General features: G+C 44.7%; 16 protein-coding genes and 1 pseudogene. 13 read left to right on the top strand and 4 right to left on the bottom strand.

All coding sequences use genetic code 11. The annotated features are described in order from the left end of the window. Nucleotides 1–9 precede the first annotated feature (9 nt). From PAHA3_RS11365 to PAHA3_RS11310, 12 genes and pseudogenes are all read left to right on the top strand, one after another. Nucleotides 10–789 carry a phosphotransferase gene (locus tag PAHA3_RS11365; protein WP_062834831.1) on the top strand — a complete coding sequence of 260 codons (780 nt, stop codon included), beginning with the start codon at nucleotides 10–12 and terminating at the stop codon, nucleotides 787–789. Between the two features lie 60 nt (nucleotides 790–849). Further along, nucleotides 850–1275, top strand: coding sequence for an NUDIX hydrolase (locus tag PAHA3_RS11360; protein ID WP_062834830.1), 426 nt, complete (start codon nucleotides 850–852; stop codon nucleotides 1273–1275). 18 nt (nucleotides 1276–1293) lie between these two features. After that, the gene (locus PAHA3_RS11355; protein WP_062834829.1) at nucleotides 1294–1788 is read left to right on the top strand and encodes an AAA family ATPase; all 495 of its coding nucleotides are present in this window, start codon (nucleotides 1294–1296) and stop codon (nucleotides 1786–1788) included. A gap of 44 nt (nucleotides 1789–1832) precedes the next feature. Next, nucleotides 1833–2375, top strand: a complete 543-nt coding sequence (locus PAHA3_RS11350) for a GNAT family N-acetyltransferase (protein ID WP_062834828.1) — start codon at nucleotides 1833–1835, stop codon at nucleotides 2373–2375. A gap of 42 nt (nucleotides 2376–2417) precedes the next feature. Then, complete coding sequence (locus PAHA3_RS11345; protein WP_062834827.1) at nucleotides 2418–3005, top strand: C39 family peptidase; 588 nt, start codon at nucleotides 2418–2420, stop codon at nucleotides 3003–3005. Nucleotides 3006–3121: 116 nt separating this feature from the next. Then, nucleotides 3122–3513, top strand: a pseudogene (locus PAHA3_RS11340) (DUF2500 domain-containing protein). 147 nt (nucleotides 3514–3660) lie between these two features. Next, a complete protein-coding gene (locus PAHA3_RS11335) occupies nucleotides 3661–4410 on the top strand; it encodes a glucose 1-dehydrogenase (protein WP_062834826.1) in 750 nt (249 codons plus the stop codon). 204 nt (nucleotides 4411–4614) lie between these two features. Then, nucleotides 4615–6300: a hypothetical protein gene (locus PAHA3_RS11330; protein ID WP_153028201.1), complete on the top strand. Its 1686-nt coding sequence runs from the start codon at nucleotides 4615–4617 to the stop codon at nucleotides 6298–6300. Nucleotides 6301–6460: 160 nt separating this feature from the next. Continuing rightward, complete coding sequence (locus tag PAHA3_RS11325; protein ID WP_062836075.1) at nucleotides 6461–6883, top strand: cell wall hydrolase; 423 nt, start codon at nucleotides 6461–6463, stop codon at nucleotides 6881–6883. 18 nt (nucleotides 6884–6901) lie between these two features. Next, nucleotides 6902–7417, top strand: a complete 516-nt coding sequence (gene gerQ / locus PAHA3_RS11320) for a spore coat protein GerQ (RefSeq protein ID WP_076331609.1) — start codon at nucleotides 6902–6904, stop codon at nucleotides 7415–7417. A 221-nt stretch (nucleotides 7418–7638) separates the two neighbouring features. Next, entirely contained in the window at nucleotides 7639–9219 is a 1581-nt protein-coding gene (locus PAHA3_RS11315) for a sigma-70 family RNA polymerase sigma factor (protein ID WP_062834824.1), read from the top strand. 405 nt (nucleotides 9220–9624) lie between these two features. Beyond that, nucleotides 9625–10941: a hemolysin family protein gene (locus PAHA3_RS11310; protein ID WP_062834823.1), complete on the top strand. Its 1317-nt coding sequence runs from the start codon at nucleotides 9625–9627 to the stop codon at nucleotides 10939–10941. A 69-nt stretch (nucleotides 10942–11010) separates the two neighbouring features. On the opposite strand, the gene PAHA3_RS11305 is transcribed toward PAHA3_RS11310, so the two are convergent. Further along, on the bottom strand, nucleotides 11011–11661 hold the full coding sequence (locus tag PAHA3_RS11305) for a hypothetical protein (RefSeq protein WP_153028200.1): 651 nt from the start codon (nucleotides 11659–11661) through the stop codon (nucleotides 11011–11013). Between the two features lie 264 nt (nucleotides 11662–11925). Between PAHA3_RS11305 and PAHA3_RS11300 the strand changes: the two genes are divergently transcribed. Then, nucleotides 11926–12405, top strand: a complete 480-nt coding sequence (locus PAHA3_RS11300) for a hypothetical protein (protein WP_153028199.1) — start codon at nucleotides 11926–11928, stop codon at nucleotides 12403–12405. Between the two features lie 2 nt (nucleotides 12406–12407). Here PAHA3_RS11300 and PAHA3_RS11295 read toward each other — a convergent pair whose 3' ends face one another. The 3 genes from PAHA3_RS11295 to PAHA3_RS11285 all read right to left on the bottom strand — a co-directional run bounded on the left by PAHA3_RS11295 (nucleotide 12408) and on the right by PAHA3_RS11285 (nucleotide 15408). After that, nucleotides 12408–13361, bottom strand: a complete 954-nt coding sequence (locus PAHA3_RS11295) for a hypothetical protein (protein WP_062834820.1) — start codon at nucleotides 13359–13361, stop codon at nucleotides 12408–12410. Continuing rightward, the gene (locus PAHA3_RS11290) at nucleotides 13339–13929 is read right to left on the bottom strand and encodes an RNA polymerase sigma factor (protein ID WP_062834819.1); all 591 of its coding nucleotides are present in this window, start codon (nucleotides 13927–13929) and stop codon (nucleotides 13339–13341) included. The genes PAHA3_RS11295 and PAHA3_RS11290 overlap by 23 nt, the downstream gene beginning before the upstream one ends. 246 nt (nucleotides 13930–14175) lie before the next feature. Then, entirely contained in the window at nucleotides 14176–15408 is a 1233-nt protein-coding gene (locus PAHA3_RS11285; protein WP_062834818.1) for an aminopeptidase, read from the bottom strand. Nucleotides 15409–15451: the final 43 nt, after the last annotated feature.

The raw sequence follows: 15451 nt of genomic DNA, 5'->3' as shown, positions 1-15451 counted from the left end.
GATGAAACGATGAATATTCAGGATCTCCCAATTGAGATAATAAAACAGATAGGGAAAGTACAGAACATCACTTTTCCTAAGCAAGGTCATACTTCTACAGTGGCTATTCTGCATACGCTCGATAAAAAATACATCATCAAGAAGACAGAAAACGATCTTTATAATGAATGGTTATCCGATGAATACAAGGTGCTTCAATACCTCTACCATACTGGACTTCCTGTTCCGAAGACATATTCATTTCATGTTGAGGATAGATCGAGATGGCTTTTGATGGATTATATTGATGGAATAAGTTTAAGAGAATTCCTCTCTATGGTGCCTGATCTTCAAAGTAAAGAAAAAGCGATTTTTAACTTTGGGCTCTGTTTAAAGAAAATGCATGAATCCTCTTGTCCTGTTGAATTATTGAACAATGACACTCCTTGGCTAGATACAATGCTTAGTAAAGCAGAATATAATCTAACTCACTTTGCTGTAGACGGATCAGCAGAACTACTTCGACAGTTGAAAGAAGCAAGACCAATACCAATAGATAACACTTTCATTCATGGAGATTTTACTATAGATAATGTGCTAGTTAATGATTGCAATATTGTTGGAGTTATTGATTGGGCAGGAGCAGAATATGGCGATCCAAGATATGATGTAGCATTAGCCATTAGACCGAAACATAATGCTTTTGATAATGAAAGAGATAGAGAAATATTTTATAACGGTTATGGAAAGTTAAGAATAACGGATGAAGAATACAATTATTTTGAAGACGGGATATACAACTTCTTTTAGTTTGGCTTTAAATCATGCTCTTCAAGCGAACATCCAATCCCTATAGAAGGAGTCGAATAAATGAGCCCTCCAAAACATATCGTATCTGCCGCTGCAATCGTGATCAACGAACAAAATGAATTATTACTTATTAGAGGACCACGAAGAGGATGGGAAATGCCAGGTGGTCAAGTAGAAGAAGGAGAATCTCTAAGTCAAGCTGCGATCAGAGAAACGAAAGAGGAGTCCGGAATCGACATTGAAATCATCAAATTCTGTGGAATATTTCAAAATATCGAAAATTCAATATGTAACACATTATTTTTAGCCAAACCAATAGGCGGACAATTAACGATATCATCGGAGAGTTTAGAATCAGGTTTCTTTCCAATCGAAGAAGCCATTTTAAAAGTCGAATGGAAAAATTTCAGAGAAAGAATAGAGTATTGCTTAAAACCTGAGATGCAACCTTTTTGTATTGAGTTTAGTGATAAAAACAATATTTAAAAGCTTAGGAGGACTGAAATGAACAAATTACCTTTATTTATAGTGACAGGCGCAAGTGGAACAGGAAAAACCACGATCTCTTCGCTTGTACGCAAGCAACTTCCCGAGTTTGACGTCTTTGATATGGATATCATCGATAACGTGGATTGGCAGATTGCCAAAGAAAATTGGTTGAGGATTGCGTATAGTATATCGCTAAGCGGGCGTGGGACTGTTTTATGTGGAACGTTGGTGCCCGAAAACATTGCAACATCAGATTACATAGATCAATTTGAGCGGATTCTTTATATGAACTTACATTGTAATGATGTCACACGTGAGACGAGGTTGAAATCACGGGGGTGGGACGAGAACTCGATTGAAGATCACAAGAATTTTGCAAATTGGCTACTCCAAAATTCGAAAACTGCTTTCGACCCGGAAATGCCAACAATTGATACGACAGAACTTACAGCAGAGAAAGTAGCTGAACAGATTAAAGAATGGGTTCTAAGCAACTGGCGTAAGGAATGAACATCTAAAATAAGCTCATAGTTAGATTGAGTGGGAGGAACCTGATGCTACCTTTTCAAGTGAATGAATCTATTGTATTACGGCTGATCCAATCTCGAGATAGAGATGAGTTGTATGCATTAATTGATGAGAATAGAAAGTACTTGAGAGCGTGGTTACTCTGGGTCGATAAACGACAATCGCCCAAAGACTTGGATTCTGTAATAGATGTATGGGCACATCATTATGAAGAGAGGAACGGTTTTGATTCCGGAATATGGTGCAATGAACAATTGGTCGGGATGTTAGGACTGCACTATATTGATTGGAATAATAGAGCGACGAGTATTGGATATTTTTTAGCAGAGTCAGCACAGGGCAAAGGAATCATTACCAAATCAATAGAACAATTGCTTAAATATCTCTTTAAAGAGTTGAAGTTAAATCGTGTGATCATTCAATGTGCAGAAAACAACTTTAAAAGCAGAGCTATACCTGAGAAAATGGGATTTTCAAATGAAGGTACATCCAGAGAAGCTCAATGGGTCTACGATCATTATGAGAATATTGTGACGTATAGTCTGCTGTCTAGTGAATGGCATACTTAAAAGGTAGAGTACATCGTCTGATGAGACGAAGGAGGTCACGAATTGTTTCTCAATGTATTACTTTGGTTGATTATTCTCTGGGTGATCTCCCTTCATTTCAGTTTTCCCAAGAAAGATCGCATGTACAAAGTCAATGTGCCAAGCACTTGCCATATTCAATCTCCCAATCGATTGGATATTCAGAAAAACTATGAATGCGCTGCATTTTCCAGTGCGTTCGTCTTGAGACATTTCGGGGTGGAGTCCAACGGGACAAAGCTCTATGAAACCTATCCTCGCAAATTGCTGGATGGGACGGTATATCCCAAAGCGGTCGTTGTTTTCTTCAGAAAGCTTGGATATGAGGCAATGTACTTACGTGGGAATGTGAATACGTTGAAGAAGCAGATCAGCCAAGGGGTGCCCGTTATTTTATTTATTAAAGTACATCCTAAACAACGTTATTTGCATTTTGTTCCTGTCGTTGGCTATGATGAAACGCATTTTTACTTGGCCGAATCGTTAGATCACAAGATGAATTGTGATGAAAAATATTACAATCGGAAAATCAGCATTAGTGAACTGAATACGTTATGGAGATCATGGTTACCTTTTTGTCAAAACTCATATATCGTCGTACTTCCAGTGTAGATTTAATCGCTCAAATATTTAATCGGGTTAACAAGTTCTGTGTACGTCCGCATATACATTACAGGAGACGGGTCAAGACTCCGGCTGTCCTAAGTTGTATGAACGGAGGGAGAGACATGGGCATTGAATCATCCTGGATGTTTGATTTGTTTGGAACCGTCTTTCCGGTTGTATTTGTTCTGCTTATAGGTATAGTTCTTCTGTCGATGGGAAAAGAGGTACGGAGGTGGGGGCGTAACAACTCAGAGCCACTGCTGACCGTACCTTCACGAATCACCAGCAGACGGATGAAGATGAGTCAGTCGCAAACTGAACCAGGCAGTACAGCACGAACCTTATATTACGTCACCTTTGAGGTAGAGAGTGGAGATCGGCTCGAATTCAAAGTCAATGGCGAAGAGTATGTTTGTGCGCTGAGGGAGATGAAGGACGGCTCTCATTCAAAGGAACGCGTTATGTCGGCTTCGAGCGATATAATCGTGTATATTCCGAACGCCTACGCGGTTAAACCGAGCAGCTTGCGCCAGGATGGCGTGAGCTTTTTTTGATTATTTGCCGGACAAGCGTTTCTTAATGGGCCTAACGTGTTTTTATATAAGAAGAGGCTTAATCAGATTATGATCGCAGGATCATTACCATAGAGGAGGAAATGAATATGTCATTTACAGATCAGGTCGTTGTTGTAACCGGTGCTGCTCAGGGAATAGGACGCAGTGTGGCTGAGGCTTATGCGGTCGCTGGGGCCAAAGTTGTTCTTGCTGACAACAAGGAAGCCGAGGGTGCAGCAGCCGCAGCTTCCATTCGTAATGAAGGCGGAGAAGCCATCTTTGTTCAATGTGATGTTCGGAGCGAGCAGGATATTACGAATCTTTTTCGGACCACCGTGGAAGAATTTAAGCAAATCGATGTTCTGGTGAATAATGCAGGACTTGCAAAATGGAAGTCTCCCTATGAGCTAACGCTGGAAGAATGGGACGATGTACTCAATACCAATGTGAGAAGTTGCTTTTTGGCGAGTAGGGAAGCAGCCAAACATATGAAAAGCAACGAATACGGGGGTGCCATTATCAACATGGCTTCTACCCGTGCACTAATGTCTGAGCCGGATACCGAAGCCTATGCTGCCTCCAAAGGGGCAATTGTGGCTCTGACGCATGCGCTGGCAGTCTCACTGGGCAAAGACCAAATTCGGGTCAATTGTATCAGTCCGGGATGGATTGAGACAGGAGACGTGGAGAAACTGAAAAAGGAGGATCATGAACAGCATCCCTCCGGTCGTGTAGGTGTACCTTCGGATATCTCCCGTGCTTGTCTATATTTATCTGATCCAAGCAATACCTTTGTCACAGGGACCAACCTCGTTATTGATGGAGGCATGACCCGAAAAATGATATATGAGGACTAGAACCGGGATAGAGCCGGGCGAGTCTCATAATATCCTAACATAAGAGTAATAAGCCCAAGTTAAGCACTTGGGCTTATTTGTTTTTACTAACTCGGTTGCTATAATAAATGTGATTTTACAACAGTAGAGGAATGGAGGGAGTATATGTTCGGGAAACAATCCCGGAAGGTATTTTGGCTGTTACTGCTGATCGGAGGGATGATAATGATAGGGAATGAGTCACCTGCTGAAGCTGACGGCGCGGATATACGGGCGGCCTGGGTATGGCAGGCACAGTCTGTTAGCAACGGAGATGAGCTGCTGGCCAACGCAGCTAAACATAAGATAAATAGACTCTACGTGAATGTAGACATGACGCTGTCCAAAGAGGTATACCAGACGTTTATAGCCAAAGCAAGCCGTGCGGGTATTGCGGTTGAAGCGCTAGGCGGCGATCCATCTTGGGCGGTCAGTGGCCGTGAAGGTCCCATGCTCAGATTAGCCTCGTGGGTTAGTGATTATAATCTGGATGCGGAGCCCAATGAGCGATTTGATGCCATACATCTGGATATTAAGCCTTACGTTTTACCAGCCTGGAAAGAAGATGCCAAGCCACTGGTTCAATCCTGGGTGACCAATATGAATTTGTTATTTGAGCAAGTGAGACAGGATGGCGCAGTTGCTGTGAATGTTGACCTGCCATTTTGGCTGGATTCGTACACCGTCACAGGGAATAGAACTTCTGAGGATGCGGATAACGAACCATTGTCACGTTGGTTTATTGAACATGTGGACCATGTCACTTTACTCGCTTACCGTGATAACGCGCAAGGCAACAATGGCATTATACGTTTAATTGAACAGGAACTAAACTGGGCTGATGCCAGTAATGCGAGCATCACGGTTGGGTTGAACACCAAGCCCATGCCTGGCGAGGAGTTCACGACATTTGCCGGTAAAGGGGCGGCGCAGCTGGAAAGTGTTATTGAAGAAGTTGCCTCTGCATTCAGCGAACATACTTCCTACGCCGGTTCTGCTGTACATGACATTGTATACTGGGGACAACTGGAGCCGTCGGAACTGCCATCACCGGAGATTCCATCCAACCAGCCAGAGATTCGGGGAACATATATTTGGGAGGCCTCTCAGGTGACGAATGACGGAGGCGAGCACATCCTAGCGTTTGCGAGAGAGCAGAACATTAACTGGTTGTACGTTCGCTTGGATCTGGATCAACCCTATTCCAGTTACCGAAGTTTTGTAAAACGGGCCAAAGCACAGGGCATTGAAATCCATGCGATGGGTGGGCACCCGATCTGGGGCAAGAAGGAGAATCGTCCACGGATACAGCGCTTAATAGATTATGTGAAAAATTATAATGCTGAATCCGAACCGGATGAACAATTTGAAGGCATCCATCTGGATATTGAGCCTTATACCTTGCCGGAGTGGGAGAGCAACCGGAATAACCTGTTGACCGAATGGGCTGCCAACATTACTTTTTTCCAGGAAGAGACGAAGAAGGATAGTGATCTCGAAACGAGTGCAGATCTTGCTGTCTGGCTGGATACCTTCCCGTTGCCGGGCAAAGATATGTCTGTGACAGAGTTTATGATTGATACACTCGATCATGTGTCGATGATGGCTTTCCGTAACAAAGCGGAAGGTTCCAATGGCATTGCTGCTGTGGTGAGTCAGGAGATGGAGATCGCGGATCGTTTGGGCAAAAGGTTAATGATTTCGGTAGAAATGAAAGAGAACCACGAAGGTCCTCATATTTCATTTTATGAGAAGGGGGCAGCAGAGATGGAGCTTCAACTTGCCAAGCTTCCCGATCTGCTGGCCGAATATCAAGCTTACCAGGGCAATATTGTACATGCCTATGATTACTGGATTCAAGCCAAGCCTTAAACAGGCGAGTAATATAAGAAATAAATGGCTTTGGGACTTCACCTTGGGTGAGGTTCCGGGCTTTTTTTTATGGAAAAAAGATGGAATCGTGTCACCGAATGGGCTCCTGCACAATACGATGTACGGTGATGAACAGCTGAAACAAGGGAGGAAACAGAATATGGCTGTTATTAAAGCCAACTCAGAGGACGTCAAGCTATTGGCTAGGCTAATGAGGGCGGAGGCTGAAGGTGACGGCGAACAAGGTATGTTGCTTGTGGGCAATGTAAGTGTGAACCGGGTACTGGTGGATTGCCTGGACTTTAAGGATATTCGCGATATCAATCGTATGGTATTCCAGAATCCAGGAGGCTACGAGTCCACACAGAAGGGTTACTTCTACCAGCGGGCAAGACAGTCCGAGATTCGTCTGGCACAACGTGTGATCAATGGAGAGCGTTTCTGGCCTGCCAGCAATTCATTGTGGTTCTTCCGACCTGTGGGCGAGTGTCCTGAAACGTGGTATAACCAGCAAAATACAGGACGTTTCAAAGCGCATTGTTTCTTCAGTCCTTCAGGCGAAGACTGTCCGGAAGTATATTAAATTTGGGGAGGAATCACCATGATTAATCAGCCTTATCAACCATCGACTCAAACATTGGGTCAGCAAGCGAATTCCGTGTTAGGCCAACAAGCCAATTCTCAGGTTCAAGGTACGTCTTACAAAATCGGTAACGGAATGCCTTCCATGTCAGTAACACCAGGTATGGTATCACCAAGCTCCACAAGTGTACCCCCACTCGTATCCAGCGGAAGCCCAATGACACCAACGGGTGCAGTCATCACTACAACGGCTCCACAGTTTGAGCAGTCGTACATTGAAAATATTTTGCGTCTGAACCTAGGGAAATTCGGTACGTTCTACATGACATACGAAGGCAACAAAGAGTGGAACGCTCGCATATTCCAAGGTATCATTGAAGCAGCGGGACGTGACCATATTATCATCAGCGACCCGAAGACAGGAAGACGGATCATGTTGTTGATGGTCAACTTCGACTATGCTACATTTGATGAGCCGTTGTTGTATCAGTATCCTGGCGTAGTAGGAAACTACCCACAAGCTCCAAGCAGATGATCATTGGCGCCTCATCAGTTTGATTGATATTTGATATGAATAACACATACTGAATTACATGCTGTCCTGAATGTGGATATCCGCAGACGGGACAGCTTTTTACATAAGTATTTGTGCAAAACGATTACATATGATCGAGTAAGACGTAACCTTTTGATAAAAACATGGCACTTATATATGAATAGAACAAGCAATATGCCTATATGAAGGGAGTCCATAGTTTGAAGTCATGGATTGAAGGAGCGATGAAAGGCGAACCCGAAGCTTACACACAACTGATGTCTCAATATCGCGGGATGGCTCTTGCTGTTGCCTACAATCGGTTGGGGGATACATTCTGGGCAGAAGATGTCGTGCAGGAGGCGTTTACTGAGGCCTTTGGCAATCTGTCCAAGCTGGAAGATTCGGAGGCTTTTCCCGGGTGGTTCAAGGTGATCGTGGAGAGGCAGTGTTATCGCTGGCTAAGACGCAAGCAGCATACGATGATTCCCGTTCAGGGGCTGGAGCATGTATTTCATGAAGAGGATCAGTCGCATAATCCAGAAGAACAAGCGGTACAAAACGAAATGCATCGAACGTTGCGTGATTCGATTGCAATACTGCCATCATCAATGCGGATTGCTGTTGAACTGTTTTATTTGGATGGATACTCACTCAAGGAAATATCGGATTTCCTCGGGGTCAAGGTACCTGCATTAAAGAAAAGATTGTTCGATGCCCGATCCAAACTCAAGCGCTCTATGCCAGTGAGGGACCTAGTATCGGTGTTCAGTGACTTGTATGAAGGAGGAAAAGGATTGTTACACATTATGAACGGGGATCACGCTGCGAATCGTCTAAGAGAGAGTGGAATCGAGGGAGATATTCTCGTATGGAGAGAATTGTACACGTTCGGGCCAGTAGCCAAAAATATGGGAGATGTAAAGGAGCGGAAGAATCGGGCATCCGTGTTAGAGCGGGAGTTGGGCATTCCACAGAAGGAATACTTGCAGATCGAGGAGCTTGAACGCAAGTTGCATTCGTTTCAACAATATAAAGAGATTGTCTTATGGTTCGAATATGATCTCTATGATCAGACGATGTTATCGTACCTATTACATTATTTCAAAGGACAAGCACTCCAGAATACGAAGCTGAATCTGCTCTGTATTGACTCATATCCAGAGATCGAGCACTTTAGGGGACTGGGTCAACTAACCTCCACACAGATCGAACGTCTGTCCGGCAGTTGGCATGTGATTGATACGGACGAGCTACAGGCAGGTGCACAGTTCTGGGAAGCCTATACGTCATCTGATATCCGGCATCATCTGGATTACTTGCAGGCAGACACTTCTGCGCTCCCCTTTGCGAACGCTGCGTTCAAAGCTCACTTGTCTCGTCTGCCATCTGTATCAAACGGCTTGGGAGTCATTGAGCAGACGACACTGGAGACCATTAAAGCAGGTGTGGAGCGTCCATATCCTTTGTTTCAAGAGGTAGGGAACAAGCTGCATATTCTCGGGATGGGTGATCTTGAATACTGGGCACACCTGAAGCGAATGACAGAAGGACCGTATGCGCTGCTTCAGTTGACTGGTGCAACAATTTTTCCTAACTTCAGGCAACATGATGAAAAATTCGGTGACGCAGTCCTGTCGCTGACGGAACTTGGGATTCAGGTGCTGAGTGGAGAGGCCGATTGGGCGCTGTTGAAGCAAGATGAATTCTGGATCGGTGGATTGCATAACGAAAGGGGGGAACAAGCGAAGTGGCGCTGGAACCCAGCTTCTGAGACCGTAAACGAGATTGAGTCGACATAGGAAATAGAGGAAAAGATATAGAGTTTTGGGCAATGGTCCTATACTTCTATGCTATATAAAAGTAATAAATAAAGAGAGTATCCAGCCATGTCGAAGCATGAGTGAGGATACTCTCTTGCGTTTGGTTAATTCATTGTTTGCAAAATGTTAAAAAAACAGCGTAATCGTTACTTTTGTAAAAGAAAACAGGCGTTTGTGCCATTTCGTTGTCATAGGACACGGATTGACTGTGTAGTGTAGAATTATATAATAAAAGAAGCATATCTTTGTTATTCGACAGAACCGGGTGGAGGTGGAAGCATTGGGAAGTTGAAATTGCATATGAACGGCAGAATGGCTAATATCCTACATTTTCGAAGGAGGTGGACCTATTTGCCGAAGAATGACGGCGAATAGGATGACAATTTGAGTGACCCCTTACCGAGTATATTGAATTTATTGTTAATTGGTTTACTTGTATTAATGAATGGTTTCTTTGTGTCGGCGGAATTCGCGATGGTGAAAGTTCGTGGAAGTCGGATTGAGGCTTTGGTGGAAACGGGCAACAAAAATGCAATATATGCTTCCAATATCGTACGCAATATGGATGCATATCTGTCAGCTTGCCAATTAGGTATAACGCTGGCTTCACTGGGACTTGGATGGTTGGGAGAACCGGCAATTGCACATCTGTTAGAGCCCATGTTTACCGCATTTGGACTGGGACCAGTTTACGTTCATGGAATCTCTATTGCCATTGCATTTGTAATTATAACGATCCTGCATATTGTACTGGGGGAACTTGCTCCCAAAACGATGGCGATTCGAAAATCTGAAACGATCACGCTGTGGTCTGCAGCCTTGCTAACGTTCTTCTACAAGTTAATGTACCCATTCATATGGGCCCTGAACGGTATGGCTAACGGCTTGTTGAGACTATTCCGGATGGCACCAGCTTCGGAGATCGACTCCGCACATAGCGAAGATGAAATACGTATTCTGATGAAAGAAAGCAATAAGAGCGGTTTAATTGATAACACTGAATTAGCACTTGTTGATAATATATTTGATTTTACGGATACAACCGCCCGTGAAATTATGATTCCGCGGACGGAAATGATTTGTCTGAACGCCAATGAGTCCATGCTGGAAAATTTGGAGATTGCCAGTGATAGTATGCGAACAAGGTATCCGGTGTATAACGGAGACAAGGACCATATTATCGGCTTTATTCACATTAAGGATTTGATGCGATCCCAACTTACGGATACCATCTCCGTAATCCGGCCGATCCTGGCTGTACCAGATACCACACTGATCAGTGATCTACTCAAGCGTATGCAGCGTAGCAAGACACAGATTGCGATTCTAATTGATGAATACGGGGGAACCTCCGGGCTTGTCACGCTTGAAGATATCATGGAAGAGATCGTAGGCGAGATTCAGGATGAATTCGACCATGAACGTCCTGCCATTGAGCAAGTGGATGAGATGGAATACTCTATTGATGGATTGATGCTGATTGAAGAAGTCAGTGAAAGATTCGGACTAGAGATGGATCGTGCCGATTACGATACCATCGGGGGCTGGCTATACTCGAGAGTAGATGCCATACCACCTGAGGTCGGTCAATCGGTTGAGTATGGAGGGTATGTATTTGTCATTCAAGAGACAGAGCACAAGCGGATCTCTCGAGTGAATGTGATTAAGCTGGAACTGTTAGTTGAAGAAGAAGGCGCGTAGCCGGATCGAAATTGTAACGGATGAAGCTGTATGATGACGTAATGGTCATCGTACAGCTTTTTTGCATGCTCATGATTCTTTGGGTGCATGAATGACAACATCGGCGTAACGATTCTCCGTGACCAAGCTATTTTTGATAGAAATTCGCTTATAAGTGACGTAAACATTCTCTCCCGGAGCTAGATCATGCTTGATATTCAACTTTTTTCGAGTGGATTGGGTTGTTGTTGGTGTCTTAATGGTGATGATTTCGTACATATGTGTATCGACGAAAGTAACCTCGTAAGAATTGTAGTCCCCCACCTTAGTAGTGGATAACACCGGATTTTGCTTATATTGGGTTAGGTGATCATTCACCATGCCAAGTGTAACAGGTAACACATAAAACAGAAGTGCCAGAGGCAGAAGGGAGAAAGCAATCCCGAAAACTCGTAAAAATTTGACATGGGAAAGGGTTCGGCCACTCTGCTTGAAGAAAAGAAAAGCAAGGATGGGGGACAGTACAAGTCCCCAGATCATAAAGGGTAATACATAGCGGTCAAGCCCCATGCTTATCCAGCTCTCCCGAGCTGTAGCCAAGAAATATATTAAGGTCCCGAGGGTAAGCATACCCACCAAGATAAGAAGAACACGTTTGAACGAGCCGGAAACTTCGATATGTAGTTCATTCGGATTGGAGCTGTGACGATGTCTTCTGGATTTAGATTGAATTTTACTCAAGTGATACACCTCATTTGCAAATCTTGTTGGTTAATAGGGTTCCGACCATACATTACCCAATACATACGGGCTGGAATAATTTAGGTTTCAACCATACTGGAGATGCATGCAAAGAAAAAAGACGCTGCCAACAGAAACATCGGAGCGTCTAATTTTTTTGAAACCTGTCACCCGATCCGTCCGTTTATACCCTTACACAAAATCAAATATGGAAGCGGAGGATGGATCAATATGCGGAAAATGAATAATAAGAGTACAACATCTATGCTAAAAGTAACCCTTGCGGCCTTGTTAATGGTGCCAACGATCCTTGCTGTACCTGTGGCCGAAGTAGCCAATGCAAGCCCAATAACCAACGTGTCCTCTGGTGCACTTACAGCTCCACCGCCATCCGAACCAACCATTGATTCGCTTGCTACCACTCAGGAACGAGGACATATCTATCAGGCGGTCGGTGCACTCATCCCTGGGGGAGGACTTTCTGCCATCGTCAATACGAAGACAGCGACATATGTGGAAGTGAAGACACTTTCGGTAGATTACCGACTTGAGCGCTGGACAGGAACAGCATGGGTGATTTTCAAAACCAACTCTAACACTGCAACGAAAACAAACTTACTGAATGCCACATCGGATTGGACCGTTATGCCAGGATATTATTATCGCGTTACCAGTGTTCATACAGCTTATGATGGAAGTACCACGGATACAAGCAGACATGTCTCTGGCACCGTGTTATTTTGATCTCATCGGCCGGTGCTGCCTGGAAACTTCTGCTCTTGAAAATCGTTAGCAATAGCAGTCATTTCTTCTTCCGAAAGGGTGCCAAACAGACTCATATTGTTGGAACCCATCATCCACTGAAAGGAGTTATAGGGTGGGCCGATATACATCAGTGCTTCCGTGCCGTCCGCGAGCTTTACGGTGCTCATATCACGAAGCATGGCCCCTTCAATTTTCTCCCCAGGCATGACATAGACATAATCAAACTGGATGATCTCATCCTCTATGCTCTTGCCTTCACTGGTATATTGAACTCTCATTTGTGTGGACTCATAATAATCGTCTGGATTCACAGGGTTTTCAGTATCGAGCACGAGTTCGAATTTGACCTTGTTGAATCGCTCGGGAATGGCCTTGGATAACAGAAAGTCACCCATGAACCCTTCGCGTGCGATCTCTTCCGTAACAAGTACTGGACGAAGCAGGTGGCTTGATAACTCATACGAAGGTGTATTAAGAGCCTCTTCTTCTTGTACTTTAAGAATATCATCTAAGCTCGTTTCCGGTGGTGGAGGCGTTTTGGCTGTTGACGGATCAGCCCCCAGTTGGGTCGTGCGATCCTCGATGATAATGGATTTCATGCCATTGCCCCAATCCTTGATGGATTGCACAAAAGGGGATACCGCTTGCGTACCGGACGGCAGGCTGAAAATAACGGCCCCGATGGTCACGGATGCTGCTACGACAACGGAAAGTCGCAAGGTACGTATTCTTTTTTTACGTAAACCGATTCTGTTAATTTCCCTGTGCACCTTCTGCCAGGATTGCTGCATGGATTCGGTATGGGAGGCGGAAGGGGCAGAGACGGCCTGATGGAAAGCTTCATCAAAAGCCAGATCAAACGCAGCATCGAAATATTCGTCTTCCAGGTCTGAATCGAATTGCTCCACATGCTTATCGGACTTGCCTTTGCTCAATGCTTCCACCCCATTCCTTATGTAATTTCTTCTTGATACTGCCGCGGGCTCTGAACAAGCGTTGCTTCACAATGTCTTCGGAGGTATTCAGCAGCTCGGCCATCTCTCGGTAGGAGAGACCTTCTTTCCACCGTAACTCCACCAGCACACGATATTCGGGTTTGAGCTGTCCGAGATAATTTTCAATGGACTCTTGCATCATCTGCGTTTCTACCATGCTTTCCACGGAAGCTGCCGTCTGATTTATCGTCTCCATATCTATAAAAACACTATCCGTATCCACTTGGTTACGGTTATTTTTATTTTTTCTCAGATAATTAATAGCTGTGTTCCTTGTGACGACCTTGAGCCAGGCTTTCAGTTTGACCTCGTCTTCGAAAAGGGGTTTGTTTTTAATGATTTTGATAAAAGCTTCCTGAATAATATCTTCTGCAGCAGCACGCTCCTTGATGATATAAACGATGAGACCATGTACCATATTATAATATTCATAATACACTTCTTCTTGAAGTGCAGAGCCTAAATTATGGAAATCTGAGGCTAGTAGTAACTGAAGCCGATTGGCCATGATGTTCTCCTTTCTGGTGAACAATCCACAAACATTGGTATCATTACATTTTACAACATAATATGGAAACGATACAATGGGAGGTTGGTCCGAGTAAAACCAGATGAGGAGAGCGTGTGTAGCCTCTGGGACAGTTTGCTGAAAATTAATAAAAGGCTGTCTCGCCAACCATCAACACATGGTTGCAAGACAGCCTTTGAGACTGTTCAGTGAAAATACATTACGGGGAGAACTCATCCGTAACCGTTAGAATGCCCAGTCTCCCTTAAGGAAGATGGCTTCGCGTTCACCGTTTGCCGTGATACCGTAGATGTCCGTCTCGGGAGAGCCCATCATGAAGTCCACATGGGTGATACTGTTGTTCATGCCACGGGCTGAAAGCTCTTCGGGAGACATCGTCTTGCCACCTTGGATATTAGATGCATAGGAACTGCCGATCGCAAGGTGACAGGACGCATTCTCATCATACAACGTGGTGTAATACAAGATACCGCTCTCAGAAATCGGGGAATGGAAGGGAACCAGAGCCACTTCGCCAAGATAATGCGAACCTTCATCCATGGAGATGAGTCTTTCGAGCGTATCCTGACCTTCCTCCGCATGAAAATCAATAATGCGTCCATTCTCGAAGGTGAGTGAGAAACGATCAATGATGCTTCCACCATAACTGAGCGGTTTGGTGCTGGATACTGTACCGTTGACACCAAGTTTGGCTGGAGCTGTGTATACTTCCTCTGTCGGGATATTGGCGACAAAAGGGGTACCTTGCTCATTCACGCTACCTGCCTGCGCCCAGATATGTCCTTCTGGAAGCTCAACCGTCAGATCCGTTCCCGGAGAAAGGAAGTGCAGTGCTTGATACTTCTTATTGTTCAATGCAACGGCCTTGGTCTCCAATCGTTCAATATGCTGTTCCCAAGCCGCTACAGGGTCCTCCAGATCAGCTCTTACCGCAGCGAAAATGGCTTCCCATAGCTGGCTAACCTGCTCAGCTGCTGGCAGATCCGGGAATACTTTGGCTGCCCAATCGGGGGAAGGAAAAGCTACACCCGTCCAGCTCATTTTATCTGCTTGTTGATACTGACGATACTTGGCCATTGCCTGACCAAATGCACGCTGATGTGTCGAGATCCGCTCCGGGTCAATACCTTTCATCAGGTCTGGGCTGGATGACAATACGGTCAGGAAGGCTGCATTATTGGCCGCCAGTTCTTCAAGCTCCGCCGCATGCCATTTCGGTGGCTCTTGGAAGGATTCCTCAGGGGCCATCTCAAACCGTAAGCGATTGACGGTTTCATCTCCATATTTTACAATAACTTGCTTGGCGCCAGCTTCGTATCCTTTGCGGACCAGCAAGCGTACGAATTCAGCGGTATCAATCATCGCACTGATGACAAAGACTTGCCCTGGCTGCACGTTTGCGCCTACTTTTACAGCCAGTTCAGCGTAACGATCCAGTTTTTGTTCAAAACTTAACATATGCGTTCCCTCCAATGATTGAATTTTAAATCTGTTGACGCAG

It is taken from the genome of Paenibacillus amylolyticus (genome assembly GCF_001570725.1).
GTDB classification, from domain to species: domain Bacteria; phylum Bacillota; class Bacilli; order Paenibacillales; family Paenibacillaceae; genus Paenibacillus; species Paenibacillus amylolyticus_A.
The sequence above is the reverse complement of the archived record's forward strand: the minus strand, read 5'-3'. Positions and strand labels throughout refer to the sequence as shown.

Bases quoted from the DNA above. Each gene is read 5' to 3' on its own strand.
- PAHA3_RS11365 (WP_062834831.1), top strand. From the start codon at position 10: ATGAATATTCAGGATCTCCCAATTGAGATAATAAAACAGATAGGGAAA.
- PAHA3_RS11360 (WP_062834830.1), top strand. From the start codon at position 850: ATGAGCCCTCCAAAACATATCGTATCTGCCGCTGCAATCGTGATCAAC.
- PAHA3_RS11355 (WP_062834829.1), top strand. From the start codon at position 1,294: ATGAACAAATTACCTTTATTTATAGTGACAGGCGCAAGTGGAACAGGA.
- PAHA3_RS11350 (WP_062834828.1), top strand. From the start codon at position 1,833: ATGCTACCTTTTCAAGTGAATGAATCTATTGTATTACGGCTGATCCAA.
- PAHA3_RS11335 (WP_062834826.1), top strand. From the start codon at position 3,661: ATGTCATTTACAGATCAGGTCGTTGTTGTAACCGGTGCTGCTCAGGGA.
- PAHA3_RS11330 (WP_153028201.1), top strand. From the start codon at position 4,615: ATGATAGGGAATGAGTCACCTGCTGAAGCTGACGGCGCGGATATACGG.
- PAHA3_RS11325 (WP_062836075.1), top strand. From the start codon at position 6,461: ATGGCTGTTATTAAAGCCAACTCAGAGGACGTCAAGCTATTGGCTAGG.
- gerQ (WP_076331609.1), top strand. From the start codon at position 6,902: ATGATTAATCAGCCTTATCAACCATCGACTCAAACATTGGGTCAGCAA.
- PAHA3_RS11300 (WP_153028199.1), top strand. From the start codon at position 11,926: ATGCTAAAAGTAACCCTTGCGGCCTTGTTAATGGTGCCAACGATCCTT.
- PAHA3_RS11290 (WP_062834819.1), bottom strand. From the start codon at position 13,929: ATGGCCAATCGGCTTCAGTTACTACTAGCCTCAGATTTCCATAATTTA.
- PAHA3_RS11285 (WP_062834818.1), bottom strand. From the start codon at position 15,408: ATGTTAAGTTTTGAACAAAAACTGGATCGTTACGCTGAACTGGCTGTA.